The 24783-nt window shown below is 72.2% G+C and carries 20 protein-coding genes; 11 read left to right on the top strand and 9 right to left on the bottom strand.

Features of this window, described 5'->3' with window-relative positions:
* Nucleotides 1-44: 44 nt before the first annotated feature.
* From ABT342_RS11700 to ABT342_RS11690, 3 genes are read left to right on the top strand one after another with little or no spacing between them, the layout of a single operon-like run.
* Nucleotides 45-896, top strand: coding sequence for an enoyl-CoA hydratase (locus ABT342_RS11700; protein WP_351570680.1), 852 nt, complete (start codon nucleotides 45-47; stop codon nucleotides 894-896).
* Between the two features lies 1 nt (nucleotide 897).
* Nucleotides 898-2052: an acyl-CoA dehydrogenase family protein gene (locus tag ABT342_RS11695; protein ID WP_351570677.1), complete on the top strand. Its 1155-nt coding sequence runs from the start codon at nucleotides 898-900 to the stop codon at nucleotides 2050-2052.
* A gap of 1 nt (nucleotide 2053) precedes the next feature.
* Nucleotides 2054-3076: an acyl-CoA dehydrogenase family protein gene (locus ABT342_RS11690; RefSeq protein ID WP_351570674.1), complete on the top strand. Its 1023-nt coding sequence runs from the start codon at nucleotides 2054-2056 to the stop codon at nucleotides 3074-3076.
* A 66-nt stretch (nucleotides 3077-3142) separates the two neighbouring features.
* Here ABT342_RS11690 and ABT342_RS11685 read toward each other — a convergent pair whose 3' ends face one another.
* From ABT342_RS11685 to ABT342_RS11670, 4 genes are all read right to left on the bottom strand, one after another.
* Nucleotides 3143-4456, bottom strand: a complete 1314-nt coding sequence (locus ABT342_RS11685; RefSeq protein WP_351570671.1) for a ricin-type beta-trefoil lectin domain protein — start codon at nucleotides 4454-4456, stop codon at nucleotides 3143-3145.
* 160 nt (nucleotides 4457-4616) lie between these two features.
* Complete coding sequence (locus ABT342_RS11680; RefSeq protein ID WP_351570668.1) at nucleotides 4617-5120, bottom strand: pyridoxamine 5'-phosphate oxidase family protein; 504 nt, start codon at nucleotides 5118-5120, stop codon at nucleotides 4617-4619.
* Nucleotides 5121-5184: 64 nt separating this feature from the next.
* On the bottom strand, nucleotides 5185-6237 hold the full coding sequence (locus ABT342_RS11675) for an acyl-CoA dehydrogenase family protein (RefSeq protein WP_351570665.1): 1053 nt from the start codon (nucleotides 6235-6237) through the stop codon (nucleotides 5185-5187).
* Entirely contained in the window at nucleotides 6234-7790 is a 1557-nt protein-coding gene (locus tag ABT342_RS11670; RefSeq protein WP_351570662.1) for a FadD3 family acyl-CoA ligase, read from the bottom strand. The genes ABT342_RS11675 and ABT342_RS11670 overlap by 4 nt, the downstream gene beginning before the upstream one ends.
* A gap of 155 nt (nucleotides 7791-7945) precedes the next feature.
* On the opposite strand from ABT342_RS11670, the gene ABT342_RS11665 reads away from it, so the two are divergent.
* Complete coding sequence (locus tag ABT342_RS11665) at nucleotides 7946-8494, top strand: flavin reductase family protein (RefSeq protein ID WP_351570659.1); 549 nt, start codon at nucleotides 7946-7948, stop codon at nucleotides 8492-8494.
* Here the strand turns inward: ABT342_RS11665 and ABT342_RS11660 are convergent.
* Nucleotides 8419-9021 (bottom strand): PadR family transcriptional regulator, encoded by a 603-nt coding sequence (locus ABT342_RS11660; RefSeq protein ID WP_502965513.1) that lies wholly within the window; start codon nucleotides 9019-9021, stop codon nucleotides 8419-8421. The genes ABT342_RS11665 and ABT342_RS11660 overlap by 76 nt on opposite strands.
* Nucleotides 9022-9118: 97 nt before the next feature.
* On the opposite strand from ABT342_RS11660, the gene ABT342_RS11655 reads away from it, so the two are divergent.
* From ABT342_RS11655 to ABT342_RS11640, 4 genes are all read left to right on the top strand, one after another.
* Nucleotides 9119-10240 (top strand): LLM class flavin-dependent oxidoreductase, encoded by a 1122-nt coding sequence (locus tag ABT342_RS11655; protein WP_351570656.1) that lies wholly within the window; start codon nucleotides 9119-9121, stop codon nucleotides 10238-10240.
* Nucleotides 10237-10968 (top strand): SDR family NAD(P)-dependent oxidoreductase, encoded by a 732-nt coding sequence (locus tag ABT342_RS11650; protein ID WP_351570653.1) that lies wholly within the window; start codon nucleotides 10237-10239, stop codon nucleotides 10966-10968. Before ABT342_RS11655 ends, ABT342_RS11650 begins: the two co-directional genes overlap by 4 nt.
* Nucleotides 10965-12017, top strand: coding sequence for an alpha/beta hydrolase (locus ABT342_RS11645; protein ID WP_351570650.1), 1053 nt, complete (start codon nucleotides 10965-10967; stop codon nucleotides 12015-12017). The genes ABT342_RS11650 and ABT342_RS11645 overlap by 4 nt, the downstream gene beginning before the upstream one ends.
* A gap of 106 nt (nucleotides 12018-12123) precedes the next feature.
* Nucleotides 12124-13044, top strand: a complete 921-nt coding sequence (locus ABT342_RS11640) for a rhomboid family intramembrane serine protease (RefSeq protein WP_351570647.1) — start codon at nucleotides 12124-12126, stop codon at nucleotides 13042-13044.
* Between the two features lie 14 nt (nucleotides 13045-13058).
* On the opposite strand, the gene ABT342_RS11635 is transcribed toward ABT342_RS11640, so the two are convergent.
* Nucleotides 13059-13400: a hypothetical protein gene (locus ABT342_RS11635; RefSeq protein ID WP_351570644.1), complete on the bottom strand. Its 342-nt coding sequence runs from the start codon at nucleotides 13398-13400 to the stop codon at nucleotides 13059-13061.
* Between the two features lie 177 nt (nucleotides 13401-13577).
* On the opposite strand from ABT342_RS11635, the gene ABT342_RS11630 reads away from it, so the two are divergent.
* On the top strand, nucleotides 13578-13937 hold the full coding sequence (locus tag ABT342_RS11630) for a TetR-like C-terminal domain-containing protein (RefSeq protein ID WP_351570641.1): 360 nt from the start codon (nucleotides 13578-13580) through the stop codon (nucleotides 13935-13937).
* Nucleotides 13938-14079: 142 nt separating this feature from the next.
* Here ABT342_RS11630 and ABT342_RS11625 read toward each other — a convergent pair whose 3' ends face one another.
* The 3 genes from ABT342_RS11625 to ABT342_RS11615 form a co-directional block, all read right to left on the bottom strand.
* Entirely contained in the window at nucleotides 14080-15540 is a 1461-nt protein-coding gene (locus tag ABT342_RS11625; RefSeq protein WP_351570638.1) for a glutamate synthase subunit beta, read from the bottom strand.
* The gene (gene gltB / locus ABT342_RS11620; RefSeq protein WP_351570635.1) at nucleotides 15533-20116 is read right to left on the bottom strand and encodes a glutamate synthase large subunit; all 4584 of its coding nucleotides are present in this window, start codon (nucleotides 20114-20116) and stop codon (nucleotides 15533-15535) included. Before gltB ends, ABT342_RS11625 begins: the two co-directional genes overlap by 8 nt.
* Before the next feature lie 802 nt (nucleotides 20117-20918).
* Nucleotides 20919-21647 carry a VIT1/CCC1 transporter family protein gene (locus tag ABT342_RS11615; protein WP_351570632.1) on the bottom strand — a complete coding sequence of 243 codons (729 nt, stop codon included), beginning with the start codon at nucleotides 21645-21647 and terminating at the stop codon, nucleotides 20919-20921.
* 223 nt (nucleotides 21648-21870) lie between these two features.
* On the opposite strand from ABT342_RS11615, the gene ABT342_RS11610 reads away from it, so the two are divergent.
* Both ABT342_RS11610 and ABT342_RS11605 read left to right on the top strand, forming a co-directional pair.
* Nucleotides 21871-22866: an ADP-ribosylglycohydrolase family protein gene (locus ABT342_RS11610; protein ID WP_351570629.1), complete on the top strand. Its 996-nt coding sequence runs from the start codon at nucleotides 21871-21873 to the stop codon at nucleotides 22864-22866.
* Nucleotides 22867-23618: 752 nt separating this feature from the next.
* Nucleotides 23619-24743, top strand: coding sequence for an ADP-ribosylglycohydrolase family protein (locus ABT342_RS11605; protein WP_351571007.1), 1125 nt, complete (start codon nucleotides 23619-23621; stop codon nucleotides 24741-24743).
* Nucleotides 24744-24783: the final 40 nt, after the last annotated feature.

Here is a 24783-nt window from a genome sequence, read left to right as displayed (position 1 = left end):
TACGTTAACCTACCAAACACTTGTTAGGGAAGGAGTGCTGAGACATGCCCGAGGTTCCCGTGCTGTATGAGCGTCGCGGCCCGGTCGCGTACGTGACGATGAACCGCCCGCGCTATCGCAACGCCCAGAACTCCGCGATGACGTACGCCCTGGACGACGCCTTCTACCGGGCCGCCGACGATCCGGAGGTCCGGGTGATCGTGCTCGCCGGGGCCGGTGACCACTTCTCCGCGGGCCATGACATCGGCACCCCGGAGCGCGACGCCCATCTCCCCTTCGAACGGCGCGCCGGGCTGTGGTGGGACCACTCCGACAAGAAGGGCGCCGAATCGCGCTTCGCCCGCGAGTCGGAGGTCTATCTGGGCATGTGCCGGCGCTGGCGCGAACTGCCCAAGCCCGTCGTCGCCTCCGTGCAGGGGGCGTGTGTGGCGGGCGGGCTGATGCTGGCCTGGGTCTGCGATCTGATCGTGGCGAGCGAGGACGCGTTCTTCGCCGATCCGGTGGTCCGGATGGGGATACCCGGCGTCGAGTACTTCGCCCACCCGTGGGTGATGCCGCCGCGCGTCGCCAAGGAGTTCCTGTTCACCGGCGACCGGATGCCGGCCCGGCGGGCGTACGAGGTGGGGATGGTCAACCGGGTCGTCTCCCGCGACGAACTGGCGCCCGTCACCGATCAGTTGGCCCTGCGGATCGCCGAGATGCCGCGCCTCGGCCTCGCACTCACCAAACGGGCCGTGAACCAGGCCGAGGACCTCCAGGGCCTGCACGCCGGAATGGACTCCGTCTTCGGGCTGCACCACCTCGCGCACGCGCACAACGCGGAGACGGCGGCGGACTCGCTCGGCGGGATGGACGTGTCGGCCATGAAGAAGGCCTCGACGAAGGCGAGTGTGTGAGATGGACCTGACGCATACGGCGGACGAGGACGCCTTCCGGGCCGAGGCCCGCGCGTGGCTGCGCGCGCACGTCCCGGCCGGGCCGCTGCCGTCCCTGGAGACGGAGGAGGGTTTCGCCGCGCACCGGGAGTGGGAGGCGGAGCTCCACGCCGACCGCTGGTCGGTGGTGTCGTGGCCGGAGGCGTACGGAGGCCGCGGCGTCGACATCTTCCACTGGCTGGTCTTCGAGGAGGAGTACTACGCGGCGGGCGGGCCCGGCCGGGTCTCCCAGAACGGCATCAACCTCCTCGCCCCCACCCTCCTCGACCACGGCACGGAGGAGCAGCGGGCGCGGGTGCTGCCGTCGATGGCGAGCGGCGAGGTGATCTGGGCGCAGGCCTGGTCGGAGCCGGAGTCGGGCTCGGATCTCGCCTCGCTGAAGTCGCGGGCGGTACGGACGGACGGCGGCTGGCTGCTCTCGGGCCAGAAGACGTGGTCGTCGCGGGCGGCCTTCGCGGACCGGGCGTTCGGCCCCTTCCGGACCGACCCGGACGCCGGGCCGCCCCACCGGGGCCTGAGCTATCTGATGTTCGATCTGCGGGCGCCGGGGGTCACCGTCCGCCCGGTGGGCCGGCTCGACGGCAAGCCCGCCTTCGCCGAGCTGTTCCTGGACGAGGTCTTCGTACCGGACGAGGACGTGATCGGCGAGGTGGGGCAGGGCTGGCGGATCGCCATGTCGACGACGGGCAACGAGCGGGGCCTCACCCTGCGCTCCCCCGGCCGGTTCCTGGCGGCGGCGGACCGGCTGGTGGAGCTGTGGCGCACCGTGGGGGGCACCCCTGACACGGCCGGCACCGCTCTGCGCGACAGGGTCGCGGACGCGGTGATCGGCGCGCGGGCGTACCAGCTCTTCACCTACGCCAACGCCTCGCGCTTCGCGGCGGGCGCCGTGATCGGTGCCGAGTCGAGCCTGAACAAGGTGTTCTGGAGCGAGTACGACATCGCGCTGCACGAGACGGCGCTCGACCTGCTGGGGCCGGACGCCGAACTGGCCGACGGCGCATGGGCGGAGTCGTATCTCTTCTCCCTGGCGGGCCCCATCTACGCGGGCACCAACGAGATCCAGCGCGACATCATCGCCGAGCGGCTGCTCGGCCTGCCGAAGGGACGCCGTTGAGATGCGCTTCCTGCTGACCGACGAGCAACAGGCGTTCGCCCGCTCCCTGGACGCGATGCTGACGGCCGCCGACACTCCGGCGGCGGTGCGCGCCTGGGCGGACGGCGACCCCGGGCGCGGGCGCGAGCTGTGGGCGGCGCTGGCGGAGACGGGTGTGTTCGCGCTCGCCGTACCGGAGGCGTACGAGGGCCTGGGCCCGCTGCCCGTCGAACTCGCCGTCGCCTTCGTGGAACTGGGCCGCCACGCGGTCCCGGGCCCGCTGGTGGAGACGGTCGCCGCCGCGGCGCTGCTCACCGAGCTGGGCGATCCGGCCGTGGCCAAGCGCCTGCTGCCGGGCATCGCGTCGGGCGAGGTGTCCGCGACGCTGTGCCTGCCGGGCGGCGGGCCGTACGCCCTGGACGCCGACGTGGCGGACTGCGTGCTGGCGGACGGTACGGAGGGCGGTACGGAGGGCGGTACGGACCGGCTGCGGATCGCGCCCGGCCACGGGCCGGTGCTCGCGTCCGCCGATCCCGCCCGGCGGCTCGCCGCGCCCGGCGCCGGCGGGGAGGTCCTGGCCACCGGGCCCGCCGTCACGCGGGCCGCCCGCCGCGCCACCGACTGGGCGCGGCTCGCCACGGCCGCCCAGTCGCTCGGCACCGGGCTCGCGCTGCTGGAGCGCACCGTCGCCTACGCCAAGCAGCGCACCCAGTTCGGCGCGCCGATCGGGTCGTTCCAGGCGGTCAAGCACCGGCTGGCGGACGCCCTGATCGCGCTCGAGTTCGCCCGGCCCCTGCTGTACGGGGCGGCACTCTCGATGGCCCCGGCCGATATCGCGGCGGCGAAGGTGGCGACGGGCGAGGCCGCGTACACCGCCGCCCGCACCGCCCTCCAGCTCCATGGCGCCGTCGGCTACACCGAGGAGCTCGACCTCTCCCTGTGGCTCCGCAAGGCCCGGCCGCTGCGGGACGCCTGGGGCACGCCCGCCCAGTGCCGGGCCGCGGTGCTGGGCCACCGCCGACTTGAGCCGGAGGCTCTCGGGTAGGCACCGGAGCGGCGTACGCGACAGGGCCGGACGGGCTGGTGCCCGTCCGGCCCTGGTGTCGGCCCGTTACTTGGGGGTGACCCAGACCTGGCCCTTGCCGGTGTTCGCCGTATAGAGCTGGATCTTCGTGCTGTTGGCGGTCGAGCCGCCGGTCACGTCGAGCACCTTGCCCGAGGCGACGTGCACGATCTGGCCCTTGGCGTTGACCGACCAGCGCTGCGCCGCCTGGCCGTGGCAGTCGAAGAGGCTGATCTTGTTGCCGTTCGTGCTCGCGTTACGCGCGTTGTCCAGGCACTTGCCCAGCGCCCGCAGCGTGCCGTCCTTGCCGAGGATCCAGGACTGCGCCACCCCGCCGTTGCAGGTGTAGAGCTGGATCTGCGTGCCGTTGACCGCCTTTCCGCCCTTGACGTCGAGGCATTTGCCGCCGATCCCGGTCACCCGGCCCTGCGGGGGCAGTGCCGCGCCGGCGCCCTTGGCGAGATGGCGCAGGCCCTGCATGTCGAACTGCTGGACGTAGCTACCGGCGCGCTTGTCCTGATAGCCGCTCGTCATGCCGTTCGTGCACATGACCGGCTTCTGGCCGGAGTCGCTGCCCTTGACGCAGTCGCCCCGCGTCGCGCTGCGGTCCGCGTGGGCCAGCCCCATCGTGTGGCCGACCTCATGGCTGATGTGGTTGCGCAGGAACGTCTCGCCCCAGGAAGGCGAGGGTTTGCCGTCCGCGGTGAAGAACGCGCTGTCGATGTACCCGTGTCCGCTGGTGACGGTGTCGGCGACGGACGAGGCGTAGAAGGCGCAGCTCAGATTCTTCGAACCCGAACCGTCGCGGACGATCTTCCACGGAGTGCCGTCCGTGGTGGGCACGCACGGGTGCTTCAGCAGCCCGATGACGACCTCACCCTTGGGCCTGCGGTAGTCCCAGCCCACCGGCCTGGTGTCGACGGTGACGGGCAGATTCGTGACGCGCTGCAGGTCGGCGGCCGACGCCTTCACATAGCGGGCCAGCCAGTCCACGGACTTCTGGTCGTAGAACTTGACGGTGTAGCCGGTGGGCAGCAGCTTGGTCGCGCCGCCCGACTTCCACCCTTCGCCACTGGGCGGCGCGGACGCGGCCGCGGCCGCCCTCGCGGCGGGTGCCGCCCGCAGGGTCATGACGCCGTTCTCGAAGGTCGTCCCGTCGACGGCGGAGGCACCGAAGTCCTGTGCGTGGTCGATGTCCTGCGCCGCCGTGCTCGCCGGACGCGTGGTGTCCGGTTTCTCGTCGTCGGAGCCGAACGCACTGGGCGTGAACAGCGCGGCGGCGGTGATGCCCACCACTCCGCACGTGGCGAGGATGGATCTGCGGCGCTTGCGCGCCAGTCGATGCTTGCCGGTGATTCGCAAGTCCCCGTTGGCCTTTCGCAGAAAGAAGGCTTATCGACCCAATACCGCTCACCAGTTCGGGAGCGTGAGGTCGAAGAGATGATAGGGGAGAGCGATCACAGTGGACGATCAAGCCCGGAGTCCCGGCCGGGCGGGACTCCGGGCTTGATCGTCCAATCGTCTAGGGAGTTTCCGTGCGCGGCGCGCTCTCGTCGTTGCCGCGCCGGATGGTCCGCAGGGCGTGGCCCGGCCTCCAGGTCCGGATGACGAGCTCGTCGCCCTCCACGCCGGTGCGTACCACCTCGGTCAGCTCCAGCCGGAACAGATGGAACGGCTGCGGCGCGCCCGCCTCCTGCGCGTACGTGTCCAGCACCTCCGGGTCGGTCACCTCGACCGCCCGCCCGCTCACGCGTACGTCCCCGTCGGCCATGGTGGTGTCGGCGCCGGGGTTGGCCTGGATCGCGCACCGCGCGTCGCGCCGGAGGTCCTGCGCCTTGCGGGAGTGCGGCATCATGCCGAGCCACAACTCCCCGAAGCAGAAGCCCACTTCGAGGCCGGTGACGCGCGGCGATCCGTCCTTGCGGAGGGTGGCCAGGACGTGGTGGGTGTACTTCTCGAAGCGCTGACGAACGGTGTCGGCGAAGGCGGGCTCCGCCGCGTGGAAATCGGTCCAACTGAAGGTCATGACCCCATGGAACCGCGAATACCCGACATCTTCTGTCGGGTATTCGCGGACGGGACGGGGACGGTCACGGGAAGCCGAGCAGCCGTGCCAGCCGCTCCCGGTGCACGGCGGGCGCGCCGAGCAGATGACGGCCGGAGTGCGCCCGCTTGAAGAAGTCGTGCGCCGCGTGTTCCCAGGTGATGCCGATGCCCCCGTGCAGCTGGATCATCTCGCCCGCGACCTTCTCGTACGCCTCCGAGCACGCGGCCTTCGCCGCCGCCGCGAGCTCGGGCGCGCAGTCCGCGTACGCGGCGGCCAGCGCGAGGGAGCGGGCGGCGACCACCTCGGCGTGGAGGTCGGCGAGCCGGTGCTTGACGGCCTGGAAGGAGCCGATGGGCCGGCCGAACTGGACGCGGTCCTTGGCGTACTGGACGGTGATCTCCAGGGCCCGTTCCGCGGCGCCCGCCTGCTCGGCGGCGAGCGCCGCGCAGGCCACGTCGCGGACGCGGGCGAGGACGCGGGCGCCGTCGCCCTCGGCTCCGACGAGGGTGGCGGGGGCGCGGTCGAGTGCGACACGGGCCTGCGGCCGGGTGCGGTCCATGGTGGGGAGCGGGACGAAGCCGTCACGGACGTCGTCGAGCCGGAAGAGGCAGAGTCCGGCGTCCGTGCGGGCGAACACGAGCAGGAGATCGGGCACTTCGGGTCCGGCGAGGACGTGTTCCTTGGCCCCGGTCAGCAGCCAGGCGCCGTCGGGCGCGCGCTCCGCACGCGTCGTGATCGCCTCCGGGTCCCAGGATCCCCCTTCCGCCCATGCGAGGGCCCCGACCGCCGCCCCGTCGGCGAGGCCGGGCAGCAGCTCGGCACAGGCACGCTCGTCGCCCGACGCGAGGAGCGCCTGTGTGGCGAGGACCGCGGAGCCGATGTACGGGACGGGGCTGAGCGCGCGCCCGAGTTCCGAGACGACGACGTGCGTCTCCACCGCCCCGCAGCCGAGGCCGCCGTACTGCTCCGGGACGGCGAGCGCCGCCGCGCCGATCTGTTCGGTGAGCGGCTGCCAGGCGGCCGCGCCCTCGTGCCGGGTGAGGACGGCCCGTACCGCCGTACGCAGCTCGTCCAGTTCCTCGGTCATGCCGGTCATGCCTCACCCCTCGCCGCGCGCCGGAGTTCTCCCTTGAGCAGTTTGCCGCCCGCGTTGCGCGGAAGGTCCGTCACCGCCACGAAACGGCGCGGGACCTTGAAGTTGGCCAGCCGCTCCCGCGTCCAGGCGGTGAGCTCCTCGCCGGAGACCTCCCCGTCCGTGACGACGAAGGCGACGCCGACCTCGCCGAGCCGTTCGTCGGGTGCGCCGACGACGGCCGCGTCGCGGATGGCGGGGTGCTGGAGCAGGACGTTCTCGACCTCGGCCGGGTAGGCGTTGAAGCCGCCGACGACGTACATGTCCTTGAGCCGGTCGGTGATGGACAGGAACCCGCGCTCGTCGAGGACCCCGATGTCCCCGGTGCGCAGCCAGCCGCCGTCCGTCACCGCCTCGGCCGTGGCGGCCGGGTCGTCGAGGTAGCCGCGCATCACGTGGTAGCCGCGGACCTGGACCTCTCCCGGCTCGCCCGCCGGGACGGGGTCGCCGAGCGGTGAGGCGATGCGTACCTCGGTGCCGGGCAGCGGCAGTCCGACGGTGTGCGCGACGGTCCGGGCGTCCGCGTCGGTGGGGCAGACGGAGACGACGCCGCCGGATTCGGTGAGTCCGTACGCGGTGAAGACGTCGGGCGCGCCGAGCTCGGTACGGATCTGCTCGACGAGCTCGGTGGGGACGGCGGCGGCCCCGGTGCCGGCGAGCCGCAGCGCGGAGAGGTCGTGCTCGCGGCGGCGCGGGTGGTGGATGAGCCCGTGGAAGACGGTGGGCGGGCCCATGAGCACGCTGACCCGTTCGGCGGCGATCCGGGCGAGGACGCGGTCGGTGTCGTACACCGCCTCGGGGAGCATCGTCACGCCCTTCAGCAGGCAGGCGAGGATGCCCGCCTTGTAGCCGAAGGTGTGGAAGAAGGGGTTGACGAGGAGGTAGCGGTCGCCAGGGCGGAGGGTGACCTGGCGGGCCCATTCGCGGTAGAGGCGCAGGGTCTGGCCGTGTGTGGTCATCACGCCCTTGGAGCGGCCGGTGGTCCCCGAGGTGTAGAGGATGTCGGCGATGTCGTCGGGGCGTACGGCGGCGGCGCGGGCGGCCCGTTCGGCGTCCGGTGTACGCGTCCCCGCCGCGAGGTAGGCGGCCCACTCCTCGCCCGCGATGACGACGGTGGAGCGCAGGGCGCCGAGGTCCTCGCCGGAGCCGTACAGCGCCTCGACGTAGTCGGTGCCGAGGAAGTCCCGTTCGGTGAACAGGACGGTGGCGCCGCTGCGGCGGATGATGTCGGCCGCTTCGGCGGGCTTGTAGCGAGTGTTGACGGGGACGAGGACGGCGCCGGCGCCGACCGCGCCCAGCGCCGCCATGATCCAGCGGCGGCTGTTGGGCGCCCAGATCGCGACCCGGTCGCCGGCCCGGATGCCGTGGGCGATCGCGGCGCGCGCGGCGGCGGCGATCTCGTCCCGCAGCCGGGTGAAGGACCAGCGGACCTCGCCGTCGGCGAGGGCTTCGGCGTCCGGGTACGCGGCGGCGGCGTACTCGGGAAGCCGGGCGATCGTGTCGGGTGGCTGTTGCAAGGCGGACCCTCCCTACTGAGGCGACCTGCTTGTCGGGCGGCGTGTCGGGCTACTTGACGAGCGAGCGTGGCGGGTATCCAATCACAGGTGTTTCGGTTAGGCATATACCTAGTAGAAACATTCCTGAGCCCTGTGCCCTGCCCTGGGAGGCTTCCATGCCGACGCTCACCCCGACCCCCACCGACGCCGCGATGAAGACGGCGCTCAGCAGCTTCTGCACGGGAGTCGCCGTCATCACCGCACGCGAACCGGACGGCCGCCCGGCCGGAATGGCCGTGCAGTCCTTCTCGTCCGTCTCGCTCGATCCGCCACTGATCTGCTTCTGCCCGGCACACACGTCGTCCACCTGGCCGCGGATCCGCGCGGCCGGCCGCTTCGCGGTCAACGTCCTCGCCGCCGACCAGCTGGAGCTGTCCCGGCAGTTCGCGGTGACCGGCGGGGACAAGTTCGCGGGGGTCCGGTGGCGTCCGGGCGCGGGCGGCGCACCGCTGCTCGACGGGGCACTCGCGACCGTGGAGTGCGAGCTCGCGGACGTCCTGGACGGCGGCGATCACGCCATCGCGCTCGGCCGGGTCACCTCGCTGGCCACCCACCGCGAGACGGAGCCGCTGCTCTACTTCCGGCGCGCCTACGGGCGCCTGCCACGCTCCAGCTCCTCGATGTCCGCGAGCATGGCGTCGGCCAGGTCGCGCTCCGAGGCGTAGTACCGCTCGGCCCATTTGAGGGTGAGCGTGGGATACGCCCAGGCCTGCTCGGCCTTCGCCCCCTCCACGTCCGCCTCCGCCCGCAGCCGCATCGACTCGGCGAACTCCCGGTGCCTGGCGAGGACTTCACGCATCTGCTCGGGCTCCAGCAGATGCCCGAGCCAGAGCCGAAGCATCGGCCCGTGCTTGAGCACCGGCGGGTCGACGGGCACGGTGCGGGCCCAGGTGCGCACGGCGTCCATGCCCGTGTCGGTGATCCGGTAGACCCGCTTGTCGCGGCTTCCGGTCTCCTGGGCGACCATGCGCGACGTCGCGTAACCGGCCTTCTCCAGCCGCTTCAGCTCGCTGTAGATCTGACTGAACGACGGGCTCCAGTAGAAGAAGCGCAGGGACCAGTCCGACCACTTCTTGAGGTCGTAACCGGACAGCTCCTCACCGAAGGAGAGCAGTCCGAGCACCGCCCAGCTCGTCGCCGGGAGCCCGGGGAGCCCGTCGTGCCCTGTCTCGGCCGTCTTCTTCTCCGCCACGCCCCGCAGTCTACGGGGGCCCTTCCCGGCACCCCCGTATGCCTGCTAGAAGTATTCCTATTAGAAATAGCGACCTTCAGCGAGGAGGCACCGCGCCATGAAGTTCTCCATGATCTTCGAGGCCCAGCTCGTCGACCCCACCCCCGAACGCGAACGCCAGGTCATCAAGGACTGCGTCGAACAGGCCGTGTTCGCCGAGGAGATGGGCTTCGACCGGATCTGGGCGGTCGAGCACCACTCCCTCACCCAGTACGCGCACATGAGCGCGTCCGAGATCTTCCTGACCTGGGTCGCAGCCCGCACGTCGAAGATCCGTATCGGCCACGGCGTGGTCACCATGCCCTTCGGCTACCAGCACCCCGTGCGGGTAGCCGAGCGCGCCGCCATGCTCGACGTCCTCAGCGACGGCCGGGTCGACATCGGCGCGGGACGCGGCGCCACCAAGCAGGAGATGCGGATGTACGGGGTCCGCCCCGAGGACACGTATCCGCAGATGGAGGAGGCCCTGCGGATCTTCTCGAACGCCTGGCGGGAGGAGGAGTTCGAGTGGCACGGCTCGATCGACATAGGCCCCGGCGCGATCCTGCCCCGGCCCGTCCAGGACCCGCACCCGCCGCTGTTCATGGCCTGCTCCAAGCACGACACCCTCAAGCTGGCCGCCGAACTCGGCATCGGCGCGCTGGTGATGGGCTTCGCCGGCGCCGACGACGTACGCGAGATGCGCAAGGTGTACGACGAGGCCATCGCGACCCGCACCGGTGAGCGCTTCGTCTCCACCGAGGCCAACAACCACCTCTCCGCCCTCTGCCCGACGATCGTCCTCGACGACGCGGAGCGCGCCCTGCGGCTCGGCACGCGCGGGCAGCGCTTCTTCGCCGAGTCCATCGCGCACTGGTACGGCAACGCGCCCGCGCCGACGGGATACGCGGAGGACGAGGACCATGTCGCAGCCCTGGCCAAGGACCGCGAGGAGCTGGTCGCCAAGCTGCACGAGGCGAACATCCCGGCACGGCCCGTCGACACCGGCACGTACAACGCCGAGCACGCCTACGGCGACGCCGAGACGGCCATCTCCTACGTCGAACAGCTCCGCGAGATCGGGGTCGACGAGGTCATGTGCCTGATCCAGATGGGGACCGTGCCGCAGGACGCGTGCATGGAGACCATCCGCCAGTGGGGCGAGAAGGTCATCCCCCACTTCAGGGCGATGGAGGGATGAGCGTGATCTCGCTGGACGGGAAGGTCGTCCTGATCACCGGCGCGGGACGCGGCCAGGGCGCGGCGGAGGCGCGGCTCTTCGCCGAGGCGGGCGCGCGGGTCGTCGTGACGGACGTACGGGAGGAGGAGGGCCGGGACGTCGCCGGGGCACTGGGCGACGCGGGGCTGTTCGTCCGCCATGACGTGTCGGACGCCGGGAGCTGGGCCGAGACGGTCGCGGCGTCCGTACGGGCCTTCGGCCGGATCGACGCCCTCGTCAACAACGCGGCGCTGTGGCGCACCGCGAGCGTCGAGGACGAGACGTACGAGAACTTCGAGACGCTGCTCCGGGTCAATCTGCTCGGTCCCTTCCTGGGCATCCAGGCCGTGCTGCCCGCGCTGAAGGAGGCGGGCGGGGGCTCGATCGTCAACGTCTCGTCGACGGCCGGGCTGGTCGGCATCCCGGGGCACGCGGCGTACGGGTCGACGAAGTTCGGGCTGCGCGGGCTGACCCGCTCGTCGGCACTCGACCTGGCGCGGTACGGGGTGCGGGTCAACTCCGTGCACCCCGGGGCCATCGACACCCCGATGACCGCGGCGGTCTCCGGGCGGGACTGGTCGAAGGTCCCGCTGGGCCGGATGGGGCGGCCGGAGGAGGTCGGTGAGCTGATCCTGTTCCTGGTCTCGGACGCGTCGTCGTACGTCACGGGGACGGAGTTCACGGTGGACGGGGGGCTGACGACCGGATGACCGATCCTCTGACTCCCCTGGCCCGCACGGTGTGCGACGCGATGTCGGCGGGCTTCCCCGCCGCGGACGCGGGCGCGCGGGCGCTGCGCGCGGCGGCCCGTGCGGGTGTGGGCGTGGCGCCGGTGCGCGAGGTGGCCTCGGTGACGGAGACCTCGGCGGCGGGTGTACGGGTGCGGATCTACGACGGGAGCGCGGCGGCCGACGGCGCCCCGGCGGACGCCTCCGCACCGGACGGCGGTGCGCGGAACGCCGCCACCACAGCGGACGGCAGCGCGCCGGACGACGACGCGCGGGACACCACCGCCCCGGCGGACGCCTCCGCACCGGACACCTCCGCACCGGACGCCGTCGCCGGCCCGCCGGTCGTCGTCTTCTTCCACGGCGGCGGCTGGGTGCTCTGCGACCTGGACACACACGACGGCCTGTGCCGCGAACTCGCCCACCGTACGGGTGGCTTGGTGGTCTCCGCCGACTACCGGCGCGCCCCCGAGCACCGGTTCCCCGCCGCCGAGGACGACGCGTACGCCGTCCTCGTATGGGCCGCCGAGCGGTACGGCGGGCGGCCGTTCGTCGTCGCGGGCGACTCCAGCGGCGGGAACCTCGCGGCGGCGGTCGCGCTGCGGGCGCGGGACCGCGGTGGGCCCGCGCTCACGGGGCAACTGCTGTTCTATCCGGCGCTGGACCAGCGGCTGGACGGCGTCTCGGCCTCCGCGTACGCGGAGGGGTTCTTCCACACCACGGCCCATATGCGCTGGTACTGGCAGGAGTACCTGGGCCCGGACGGCGACCCCGTGGCCGCCTCCCCCGGCCTCGCCCCCGACCTGACCGCACTGCCGCCCGCCCTCGTCGTCCTCGCCGACTGCGACCCGCTGCGCGACGAGGGCCTGGCCTACGCCCGGCGCCTCTCGGCCGCGGGCGTCCTCACCCAGGTCCAGCTGCACACCGGCATGTTCCACGGGTTCCTGGGCGCGGCGGGCGTCCTGCCGGAGGCGGACACGGCACTGGGCGGGGCCGCGGCGTGGCTGGCCGCCGTGGGCACCCCCTCGTGAGGCGTACGCCCCGGGTCCAGGACGGCGGAAACGTTTCGCTATCTTGATCGCCGCCGTCCCCACCGGCTGCCGATGACGTACCACCGCGAAGCCCGAGGAGCCGGCTGTGGAATCCGCTGTCACCACCTGCTACCGCCACCCCAAGGTGGAGAGCCATGTCCGCTGCACGCGCTGCGACCGCTACATCTGCCCCGACTGCATGCGCGAGGCGTCGGTCGGCCACCAGTGCGTGGAGTGTGTGAAGGAGGGCCTGAAGAGCATCCGGCAGGCGCGTACGGCCTTCGGCGGCAGATTCACCGGCGCGTCCGCGACGGTGACGTACGCGCTGATCGGCCTCAACCTCGTCGCGTATCTGGCCGAGTTGGCGGTGCCGGCCCTGGTCGACCGGTTCGGGATGCTCGGCGCGGGGCTGGTGGACTCGGCCGGGCAGCGGTACTACTACGAACCCGGCCCGCTGGTCGGGCTCGGGTTCGAGCCGGTGGGCGTGGTGGCCGGCGAGTGGTACCGGCTGCTCACGGGTGCGTTCCTGCATCTGAACGCGGCGAGTTCGACGTTCGGCATCATCCATGTCGTCCTGAACATGTTCGCGCTCAAGAACCTGGGCCCGGTCGTGGAGAGCCAGCTCGGCCGGGCCCGGTTCGTCGCCCTCTACCTGCTGTCCGCGCTCGGCGGCTGCGTCCTCGTGTACCTCATCTCACCGGACGACCTCGTCGTGGGCGCGTCGGGCGCGATCTTCGGACTGGGCGGAGCCTTCTACGTCATCAGCCGCCGGCTGAACCACGACATGAGGGCGGTCAACCGCTTCATGGGCGGCTTCCTCCTCTGGATGCTGATCTCCGCCGCGTTCACCTCCTGGGAGGGCCACCTGGGCGGCCTCCTCGCGGGCGGCGCCCTCACGGCGGCCTTCGCCTACGCCCCGCAGAGCCGCCGCACCGTGCTCCATGCCGTCGCCTGCGCGGGGATGCTGGCGCTGCTGGTCACGCTGGTGGCGTTGAAGACGTCGTCGCTCACGGCGTGGGCGGCCTGAGATCTGACGTCACGTCAGGCGTTCTCCACGGTCCAGCCGACGCCGCCGACCCCCGTGCTGTAGACGGGACAGTGGCCGTGCGACTGCCCGTAGCCCCCGGGGCCGAGGGTCACCCAGTCCCCGGAGACATCGAAGGCCAGGCCGCAGACGACCTCCGCGCGGAAGCGGATGGTGCCGCCGGTGTTGTTGGTGCAGTCGGCGATGCCGTGGTGGGTGTCGTTCTCGTGGACGAACCCGACGCAGTCGACGGCCGCGGCGGCGCGCGGTTCGCCCGCCGAGGCGTGCGGCGCAGAGAGCGGTACGACGGCGGCGGCCAGGGCGAGCGCGTACGCGGGGAAACGGATCCTGGGTGTCATGGCTCCTCCTCGGTGGATTGTGCCGCCATAGCTCCCCAAGATCATCCGCACCGACACCGACGGTCCCCCGTACGTGTGAGCCTGTGCCCCGGCGGGGCGGCGCGATCACTCGGTCGCGCCGCCCCGCCGGACCGCTTCGCCCAGCCTTCGTTCAGCCCCTGAACAGCTGCGTGTTCAGTGCGGCTCCGTGACCGGCCGGGTGAGCCGGACGGTCAGGGCGGTCAGCGCGCTGACGACCGCCGCCGTGATGAGCGCGCCGGTGACGGAGATCGCGTCGACGACGGGTCCTCCGAAGAACGCGCCGAGCGCGATGGCCAGGTTGAACACCGAACGGGTGGCCGGCAGCGCGGGCAACAGGAAGGACAGCACGGCCACGACGAGCAGGCCGCCACTGACCTGGTCCTGCTCGACGACGCGATCGCGGCGCCGCTGTGGTATCGGCTGCTCGTGAGCGGCGAGCCCCTGACCGCCGAGTACGCGGACCGGATCGTCGAGGGGTCGCTGAGCGCGGCCCTCGCCCACAAGCCGCAGCCATGACCACGGCCGCGTGGCCCGTAGCGGGGCGCGCGGGCCGGTACGGGCCACGACATGACGCGGCGCCTGCCCTTACGGTCCGGTCGGGGACTAGGGCAGGCGCCGTGTCAGGTCCGTACTCCGTTGTACGGATCGTCTGGTGGGGTCAGACCGTCAGAGCACGGTCCGTCGGGCGGATCGGGGCCGGCAGCTCGCTCGCGCCGGTGAGGTAGCGGTCCACGCCACGGGCCGCCGAGCGGCCCTCGGCGATGGCCCAGACGATGAGGGACTGGCCGCGGCCCGCGTCACCTGCGACGTAGACGCCGTCGACGTTCGTGGCGAAGTCGGCGTCCCGCGCGACGTTGCCGCGCTCGTCCAGCTCGACGCCGAACTGCGAGACGAGACCGTTCTCGACGTCCGTGCCGGTGAAGCCCATGGCGAGCGTGACCAGCTGGGCCGGGATCTTCCGCTCGGAGCCGGGCTTCTGGGTGAGCTTGCCGTCGACGAACTCGACCTCGACGAGGTGCAGGAACTGGACGTTGCCGTCCTCGTCGCCCTCGAAGTGGGTGGTGGAGACGGAGTAGACCCGCTCGCCGCCCTCCTCGTGCGCGGACGTGACCTTGTAGAGCATCGGGAACGTCGGCCAGGGCTGGTGGCCCGGGCGGTCGTCCGACGGCCGGGGCATGATCTCCAGCTGGGTGACGGAGGCCGCGCCCTGGCGGTGGGCCGTACCGACGCAGTCGGCACCCGTGTCGCCGCCGCCGATGACGACGACGTGCTTGCCCTCGGCGGTGATCGGCGGGGCCACGAAGTCGCCCTCGACGACCTTGTTGGCCAGCGGCAGGTACTCCATCGCCTGGTGGATGCCGTTCAGCTCACGGCCGGGCACCGGCAGATCGCGGGCGGTCGTGGCACCGGCGGCGATGACGACGGCGTCGTAGCGGCGGCGCAGCTTCGCCGCGTCGATGTCGCGGCCGATCTCCACGCCCGTGCGGAACTTGGTGCCCTCCGCGCGCATCTGCTCGATGCGGCGGTTGATGTGCCGCTTCTCCATCTTGAACTCGGGGATGCCGTAGCGCAGCAGTCCGCCGATGCGGTCGGCGCGCTCGTACACGGCCACCGTGTGGCCCGCCCGGGTCAGCTGCTGGGCGGCGGCGAGACCCGCCGGGCCGGAGCCGATGACGGCGACGGTCTTGCCGGACAGCCGCTCGGGCGGCTGCGGCTTGACGTCGTTGGCGTCCCACGCCTTGTCGATGATGGAGACTTCGACGTTCTTGATGGTGACGGCCGGCTGGTTGATGCCGAGGACGCACGCCGCCTCGCACGGAGCGGGGCACAGGCGGCCCGTGAACTCCGGGAAGTTGTTCGTGGCGTGCAGCCGCTCGCTGGCGGCCTGCCAGTCCTCACGGTAGGCGTAGTCGTTCCACTCGGGAATCAGGTTCCCCAGCGGACAGCCGTTGTGGCAGAACGGGATGCCGCAGTCCATGCAGCGCCCGGCCTGCTTGCTGATGATCGGCAGCAGGGACTTGGGAACGTAGACCTCGTTCCAGTCCTTGAGGCGGTCGCCCACCGGACGGGTCTGGGCGACTTCGCGCCCGGTGGTCAGGAAGCCCTTGGGGTCAGCCATTGGTCGCCGCCTCCATCATCTTCTCGGTGGTCTCCTGCTCGGAGAGACCGGCGAGCTCAGCGGCGTCCTTGGCGGCGAGCACTGCCTTGTACGTGGTCGGGATGATCTTGCTGAACCGGGCCACGGCCGTGGTCCAGTCGGCGAGGAGCTTCTCGGCGACGGTGGAGCCCGTCTCCTCGTGGTGGCGGCGCACGACGTCGTGCAGCCACTGCTCGTCGGTGTCGCTCAGGGCCTCGACGGCGCCGACGTTGCCGACGTTGACGTTGTCCTTGTCGAGGTCGATGACGTACGCGACACCGCCGGACATGCCGGCCGCGAAGTTACGTCCCGTCTCGCCGAGGACGACGGCGTGACCGCCGGTCATGTACTCGCAGCCGTGGTCGCCCACGCCCTCCGAGACGACCAGCGCACCGGAGTTGCGGACGCAGAAGCGCTCGCCGGTGCGGCCGCGCAGGAACAGCTCGCCGCCGGTCGCGCCGTAGGCGATCGTGTTGCCGGCGATCGTCGAGTACTCGGCGAGGTGGTCGGCGCCGCGGTCCGGGCGGACGACGACGCGGCCGCCGGACAGGCCCTTGCCGACGTAGTCGTTGGCGTCGCCCTCCAGGCGGAGCGTGACACCGCGCGGCAGGAAGGCGCCGAAGGACTGGCCGGCCGAGCCGGTGAAGGTGATGTCGATGGTGTCGTCGGGCAGGCCCGCACCGCCGAACTTCTTCGTCACCTCGTGGCCGAGCATGGTGCCGACGGTCCGGTTGATGTTCCGGATCGCGACCCGGGCGCGGACCGGCCGGGCCTCCTCGACGGAGGAAGCGGCCAGCGCGTCGGCCGCCAGCTCGATCAGCTCGTTGTCCAGGGCCTTCTCCAGGCCGTGGTCCTGCTCGATCAGCTGGTGGCGCACGGCGCCCTCGGGCAGCTCGGGCACGTAGAAGAGCGGCTCCAGGTCGAGGCCCTGCGCCTTCCAGTGCGTCACGGCCTTGGCGGTGTCCAACAGCTCGGCGTGGCCGACGGCCTCCTGCAGCGTGCGGAAGCCCAGCTCGGCGAGCAGCTCGCGGACCTCTTCGGCGATGAACTCGAAGAAGTTGACGACGAACTCGGCCTTGCCGGAGAACCGCTCCCGCAGGACCGGGTTCTGGGTGGCGATACCGACCGGGCAGGTGTCCAGGTGGCAGACGCGCATCATCACGCAGCCGGAGACGACGAGCGGCGCGGTCGCGAAACCGAACTCCTCGGCGCCGAGCAGCGCGGCGATGACGACGTCACGGCCGGTCTTGAGCTGACCGTCGGTCTGCACGACGATGCGGTCGCGCAGGCCGTTGAGCAGCAGCGTCTGCTGGGTCTCGGCGAGGCCGAGCTCCCAGGGGCCACCCGCGTGCTTCAGCGACGTGAGCGGCGAGGCGCCGGTGCCGCCGTCGTGGCCCGAGATGAGCACCACGTCGGCGTGCGCCTTGGACACACCGGCCGCGACCGTGCCGACACCGACCTCCGACACCAGCTTCACGTGGATACGCGCCACGGGGTTGGCGTTCTTGAGGTCGTGGATCAGCTGAGCCAGGTCCTCGATGGAGTAGATGTCGTGGTGCGGCGGCGGGGAGATCAGGCCGACACCCGGGGTGGAGTGCCGGGTCTTGGCGACCCACGGGTAGACCTTGTGGCCGGGCAGCTGGCCGCCCTCACCGGGCTTGGCTCCCTGGGCCATCTTGATCTGGATGTCGTCCGCGTTGACCAGGTACTCGGACGTCACACCGAAGCGGCCGGAGGCGACCTGCTTGATCGACGAGCGGCGCGCCGGGTCGTACAGGCGCTCCGGGTCCTCGCCGCCCTCACCGGTGTTGGACTTGCCGCCCAGCTGGTTCATGGCGATGGCGAGGGTCTCGTGCGCCTCGCGGGAGATCGAGCCGTACGACATGGCGCCGGTGGAGAAGCGCTTGACGATCTCGCTGACCGGCTCGACCTCGTCGATGGAGATCGACTCGCGGTCGGACGAGAAGTTGAACAGGCCGCGCAGCGTCATCAGGCGCTCGGACTGCTCGTTCACGCGGTCCGTGTACTTCTTGAAGATGTCGTACCGCTTGTTGCGCGTGGCGTGCTGGAGGCGGAAGACCGTCTCCGGGTCGAACAGGTGCGGCTCGCCCTCGCGGCGCCACTGGTACTCGCCACCGATCTCCAGCGCGCGGTGCGCCGGCGCGATGCCGCTGGCCGGGTACGCCTTGGCGTGCCGGGCGGCGACCTCCTGGGCGACGACGTCGAGGCCGGCGCCGCCGATCTTGGTGGCCGTACCGTCGAAGTACTTGGCGACGAAGGCCTCGTCGAGGCCGACGGCCTCGAAGACCTGGGCGCCGCGGTAGGAGGCGACGGTGGAGATGCCCATCTTCGACATGACCTTGAGGACGCCCTTGCCGAGCGCGTAGATCAGGTTGCGGATGGCCTTCTCGGGCTCGATGCCCTCGATGAACGTACCGGCGCGCAGCAGGTCCTCGACCGACTCCATCGCCAGGTACGGGTTGACGGCGGCGGCGCCGTAACCGATGAGCAGCGCGACGTGGTGCACCTCGCGGACGTCACCGGCCTCGACCAGCAGGCCCACCTGGGTGCGCTGCTTGGTGCGGATGAGGTGGTGGTGGACGGCGGCGGTGAGCAGCAGCGACGGGATCGGCGCGTGCTCGGCGTCGGAGTGCCGGTCGGAGAGGACGATCAGGCGGGCGCCGTCCTCGATGGCGGCGTCGGCCTCGGCGCAGATCTCCTCGATCCGGGCGGCGAGGGCCTCGCCGCCGCCGCTGACCCGGTAGAGGCCGGAGAGCGTGGCGGCCTTCATGCCGGGCATGTCGCCGTCGGCGTTGATGTGGATGAGCTTGGCCAGCTCATCGTTGTCGATCACCGGGAAGGGCAGGGTGACGCTGCGGCACGACGCGGCGGTCGGGTCCAGCAGGTTGCCCTGGGGGCCGAGGGACGAGTGCAGCGAGGTGACGAGCTCCTCGCGGATGGCATCCAGCGGCGGGTTCGTGACCTGCGCGAACAGCTGGGTGAAGTAGTCGAACAGGAGGCGGGGCCGCTCGGAGAGGGCCGCGATCGGGGAGTCCGTACCCATGGAGCCCAGCGGCTCACCGCCGGTGCGGGCCATCGGCGCAAGGATGACGCGGAGCTCTTCCTCGGTGTAGCCGAAGGTCTGCTGGCGGCGGGTGACCGAGGCGTGGGTGTGGACGATGTGCTCGCGCTCGGGGAGGTCCTCGAGCTCGATGATCCCGGTCTCCAGCCAGTCCTGGTACGGGTTCTCGGCGGCCAGGCCGGCCTTGATCTCGTCGTCCTCGATGATGCGGTGCTCGGCGGTGTCGACGAGGAACATCTTGCCCGGCTGGAGGCGGCCCTTGCGGACGACCTTGGCGGGGTCGATGTCGAGGACACCCACCTCGGAGGAGAGGACCACGAGGCCCTCGTCGGTGACCCAGTAGCGGCCGGGGCGCAGACCGTTGCGGTCGAGCACGGCGCCGACCTGGACGCCGTCGGTGAAGGTGACACAGGCCGGGCCGTCCCAGGGCTCCATCATCGTGGAGTGGTACTGGTAGAAGGCGCGCCGGGCCGGGTCCATGGAGTCGTGGTTCTCCCACGCCTCCGGGACCATCATCAGGACGCTGTGCGGGAGCGAGCGGCCGCCGAGGTGGAGCAGTTCCAGGACCTCGTCGAAGGAGGCGGAGTCGGAGGCGTCCGGCGTACAGACGGGGAAGATGCGGTCCAGCTTCTCCGTCCCGCTGCGTCCATTGTCGGCAGAGCCGAACGCGTCGCTGGCCAGCTGCGACTCACGGGCGCGCATCCAGTTGCGGTTGCCCTTGACCGTGTTGATCTCGCCGTTGTGGGCGACGAAGCGGTACGGGTGGGCGAGCGGCCAGCTCGGGAAGGTGTTGGTCGAGAACCGGGAGTGCACGAGGGCGACGGCCGAGGCGCAGCGCCGGTCGGACAGGTCCGGGAAGAAGGGCTCCAGCTGGCCGGTGGTCAGCATGCCCTTGTAGACGATGGTGCGGGCGGAGAGGGAGGGGAAGTACACCCCGACCTCGCGCTCGGCACGCTTGCGCAGGACGAACGCCTTGCGGTCCAGCACGATGCCGGTCGACGTCCCGTCGGCCACGAACAGCTGGCGGAAGGCCGGCATGGTGGAGCGGGCGGTGGCGCCGAGCAGCTCGGGGGCCACGGGGACCTCGCGCCAGCCGAGGACGGTGAGGCCTTCCTCGGCCGCGATCGCCTCGATCCGCTCGACGGCCTGTGCGGAGCCGTCGACGGGGAGGAAGGCGATACCGACGGCGTACGAACCCGCCTCGGGGAGCTCGAATCCGGTGACCTCGCGCAGGAACGCGTCGGGGACCTGGAAGAGGATGCCGGCGCCGTCACCCGAGTCGGGCTCGGAGCCGGTGGCGCCGCGGTGCTCCAGATTGCGCAGAACGGTCAACGCCTGCTCGACCAGCTCGTGGCTGGCAACACCGGTGAGGGTGGCCACGAACCCGACACCACAGGCGTCGTGTTCGTTACGGGGGTCGTACATTCCCTGCGGAGCAGGGCGACCGTCCATGGGCGACCAGGCGTCGGAACGCATCGGCTCTCCCGTCGTCGTCGTGGCATGTGCAAGTGCCGAGGGACGACGTTGGCCCTCCGCTGAAATTTCGTGCAGGTTACATGATGGGGCGTTTTCCGGTCAGCGGAAGGGGCATTCCATCATGCGGACACCGTCGGTGGGGGTAGGTCGATGCGGTGCGGGTGTGTGGGGGGCGGGTGCGGACGGATCGACGTCCGTCGTCCCGGTGCAGAGCAGGCTTCATTGCCCGCGGCGCTTACGGCTCATGCCCGGTGGTAAAGCTTTCGAAACCGCCGGGTAATGGCTGCTTATGTGGAGCCGCGGACAGTGTCTCATCGGCGAGCGGATTCAGCACCGGGACGTACGTCACAGACGGCTTGCGGGGAGGGGGAGTTGAGGCCGGACGGCAGTAAAGGCCTGCGAATGACAGGTCGCGCGAGCCTGGGGCCTTCGAGGTTGCGGGGTTACATCCGTTCGGGCGCCGAATTTCTGACCTGAACGGCTCGCGGCGGCGGCTTGCGACCGCCGCGCGTCACCCGCACCGGGCGGTCGAACGGGCCGAATGGCCGCTGGAACCGGAACGTCGGGCGGCCGGGCCTGACCGCCGGACGGTCCGGACTGGGCACGACCGCCGGACCCCTGGGCCGGCGGAACATCCAGACCACCGGACGGTCCAGACCGGGCAGGGCCGCCGGACCCCTGGGCCGCCGGAACATCCAGACCACCGGACGGTCCAGACCGGGCATGACCGCCGGACTCCTGGGCCACCGGACCGTCCGGACCGCTGGGCCGCTGGGCCGGGCCCTCGCCCCGTGCCGAGCCGTCAGACCGCCGCGCCGATGAGTGAGCCGACCCCGTACGTCACCGCCGCAGCGGCTCCGCCCAGCGCGAGCTGGCGCAGACCGCTGAACCACCAGCCCCGGGCCGTCACCCTGGCCACCAGCGCGCCGCAGCCGAAGAGCCCGGCGAGCGCCAGCAGCACGGCCGGCCAGAGCGCCGTGGCGCCGAGCAGGTACGGCAGCACGGGCAGCAGCGCGCCGAGCGCGAACGACCCGAAGGACGACACGGCGGCGACGGTCGGCGACGGCAGATCGTCCGGGTCGATACCGAGCTCCTCGCGGGCGTGGATCTCCAGTGCCTGCTCCGGGTCCCGGGACAGCTGCATCGCCACCTCGCGGGCGAGCGGCGGCTCGACCCCCCGGGCCACGTACAGCGCGGCGAGCTCCTCCATCTCGTCGACGGGGTGCTTGCGCAACTGCTGGCGCTCGACATCCAGTTCCGCCTGGACGAGTTCGCGCTGCGAGGCCACGGAGGTGTACTCTCCGGCCGCCATGGAGAAGGCTCCCGCCGCGAGCCCGGCGAGGCCGGTGATCACGATGGCCTGCTGGGACGCGGAGCCGCCCGCGACACCGGTCATCAGGGCGAGGTTGGAGACGAGTCCGTCCATCGCGCCGAACACCGCGGGACGCAGCCAGCCGCCGTTCACATCGCGGTGCGTGTGATTGTCGCGGTGCGCCTCGTGCAGTACGGCTTCGGTCTCGATGATGGACACAGCTCTCCCCTTGCTCCCAGAGCGGGTTCGCAACGGCGCCCGCCCCCCTCGATGCCTCGAAAGTACGCCCCATGTAAGGGGCGCGCCAGCAAGGCAGGCTTTACTTACCTGGGGGCCGCGGCGTACTGCCGAGCGAGTGACACAGGGCCTTCCGGACGCGCGCGGCGCGCCCCGCGTGGCACAGATCCAGGACAGGCTCTGTGCCGTACAAAGGGGTGACTCGGTGGAGTGGATTGCATGCGATCGGGCCCGCGGCGCACTGCTCGGACTCGCCGTCGGTGACGCGCTCGGGGCGCCCGCGGAGAACATGCGGCCGTCCGAGATCCGCCGCCGATGGGGGCGGATCGAAGGCTTCGTCAGCGACAGCCCGGCGGGCACGGACGACACGGAGTACGCGATCTTCTCCGGGCTGTTGCTGGCCCGGCACGGCTCGGCGCTCACGGTGTCGCACGTCGAGAACGCCTGGCACCACTGGATCGCGGACCTCGACGAGGGGCCCTTCCGGGGCGCCGGGTTCAGTGAACGCGGCACCCTGGAGAACCTCCGCCGGGGCCTGGCCGCCCCGATCACGGCCCAGCACCGGCACGCCTGGAGCGACGGCCTCGCGATGAGAGCCGCCCCCTTCGGCGTCTTCGCGGCGGGCCGCCCCGAGGAGGCCGCGCGGCTCGTGGCCATCGACGGCTGCGTCAGCCACGACGGGGAGGGGATCTACGGCGGCCAGGCGGTGGCGGCGGGCGTCGCGGCGGCGGTGGCCGGCGCGGGCCCCGCCGGGGTCATCGGCGCGGCGCTCTCCGTCGTCCCGATGGACTCCTGGACCGCGCGCTCCATGCGCCGCGCGGTCGTCGCGGCGGAGCGGACGGGCCCCGACCCGCTCAGCCGCGAACGCACCGTCCGCTCCGCCGTCGTCATCGGCGGCTACCCCTGGACGGACCTCGCCCCCGAGGCGGTCGGCCTCGCCTTCGGCGCCTTCGCGGCGGCGCGCGGCGACTTCCGTACGTCCGTGCTCACCGCGGTCAACATGGGCCGCGACGCCGACACCACGGCGGCGGTCGCGGGCGCCCTCGCCGGAGCGATGTCGGGGGCGTCCTCGATCCCCCCGGACTGGGCCGCCGCGATCGGCCCGGTCCACGGCAGCTGCCTCCCCTCGATGCGCGGCTACCACGTCCTGGACATCGCCGACCTCCTCACCCCGTACGACGACACCGAGGCCCTCTCATGACCCCCGGCCCCCTGGACCCGACCCCCCACACCGACGCGGACCCGACCCCGTACACCGAACACACCGGCCCCCCGAGCCCCTCCGATGCCCCCCTCCCCCCGGGGGACCCCCGACCCCCGTCGGAGCCCGGTCCGACGCTCCATACGGAGGCCCTCCCGGGCGCGCCCCGGGAGGAAACCCCGGCGGAATACCGGGTGGGCCCGCTCCAGGAGGAAGCCCGGGCAGAGCCCCAGACGGAGACGTCGGTGCGAGGCACCCTCGACGCCCGGGAGCCCCACACGGATCCCCGGGTGAGAGCCCGGGGCGGGCCCCGGGTCGAGGCCCAGGCAGAGCCACGGGCCGAGACCCGCGCTGGCGCGCTCCGGGAAACCCGGGCCGAGCCCCGGGTCGGAACCCGCGCGGAACCGGGGACGGCGCCCCGGGGCGAAGCCGTGGGCGAGGCCCCGGCGGACACCCCGGCAAGACCCCAGGTGAGCGCCCGGACCGAAACCCGGGCAGGGGCCCCGGCACGGCCCCGGACGGACACCCACACCGACGTGCTCCGGGAGGAAGCCCCGAGGGGAGCCCCGGGAGACTCCCTCGCGAGCGCGCTTCGGGAGGAAGCGCCGCTGGGGCCCCGGACGGAGCCCCCGGCCGAGGCCCCGGTGTCACCCCGGGCGAAGACCGGGGTGCGTGCCTGGATCAGGAGCCGGGCCGGGGCCCCGGCCGGGGCATGGGCCGGTGGGCTCACCGGGGGCCGCGTCCGGGCCCCCGTGGAGGGTGCGGCTTCGGTCACGCGGCGCGGTCGGATCGAGGGCGTGCTCCTCGGGCTCGCCGCGGGGGATGCCGCCGGGTGGCCCGCCGCGCGGCACCGGGCCGCGCGGATGCCCGAGTGGACCCGGCGGCTGACCCGGGAGCTGGACACCTTCGCCGAGCAGAACGCCACGACCACCCTCCCCGTCCCCATCGCCCTCAACCAGCCCCCCGAACCCCTCCGGCTCGGCCCGTCCGACGACGCCGAATGGGCCGCCTTCGCCGCCGAGACCGTGCTCACCGCCGGCGGCGAGCACTTCCACGGCCTCACGCTGGGGCGCCGTATGCGCGCCGCCGTCGACCTCGCCTGGAACTCCCTCGCCGGTGAGGTCGCCGCGGCCGCCGCGCGCGCGCCCGAGGTCGAGTCCGCCGTGCTCCCCCTGCGCGCCCGGATCTCCGTACGCGCCGGTCTCGGCAACCTCGCCACCGGTCTGCGCCCGCCCGCCACCGGCCACGACAACCCGCACTACTTCGACGACGCCGCCTGCGTACGCGCCGCCGTACTCGCCGTCGTCCACCCCGGCGACCCGCAGGCCGCCGCCGAACTCGCCGAGTTCGACGCCCGCTACACCCAGGACGGCGACGGAGTCCACGGCGCGCGCGCCATGGCGGCCGCGGTCGCCGCCGCGCTCGGCGGAGCGCCCGTGGACGACTCCGTGGACGCCGCCCTCGCCCAGCTCCCCGACGTCACCGAGATCGGCCGCAACGCCCGGCACGCCGTCAAGCTGGCCCGCAACGCCGACGACGCCTTCTCGCTCGTCCCCCTCCTGGAACACCAGATCGTCGACCACGTCTACAGCTACGGCATCGCCGCCGCCGAGACCGTCCCCGTCGCCCTCGCCCTCGCCACCGCAGCCCGCGGCGAGGTGACCGGCGCGATCCCGGCCGCCGCCTGCCTGTCCCGCGTCGCCGACTCCGCGCCCGCCCTCGCCGGGGCGCTGACCGGCGCGCTCGGCGGCGGCGCCGCCGTGCCCGCCGCCTGGCGGGACGCCTGCCGCACCCTCGCCGGCTGCGCCCTCCCCCGCCTCGCCGGCACCGACCTCGTGGAGCTCGCCAAACTGCTCGCCCGCACGCTGCGCCAGTAGAGCCTGTCCGGTGGATCAGGCTGGATCCGCGAGCCCAGCA

The sequence above is a fragment of the Streptomyces sp. NPDC000410 genome (assembly GCF_040300305.1).
Taxonomy (GTDB): domain Bacteria; phylum Actinomycetota; class Actinomycetes; order Streptomycetales; family Streptomycetaceae; genus Streptomyces.
Note: the sequence above shows the minus strand (reverse complement) of the source record. Positions and strands in the feature narration are given on the sequence as shown.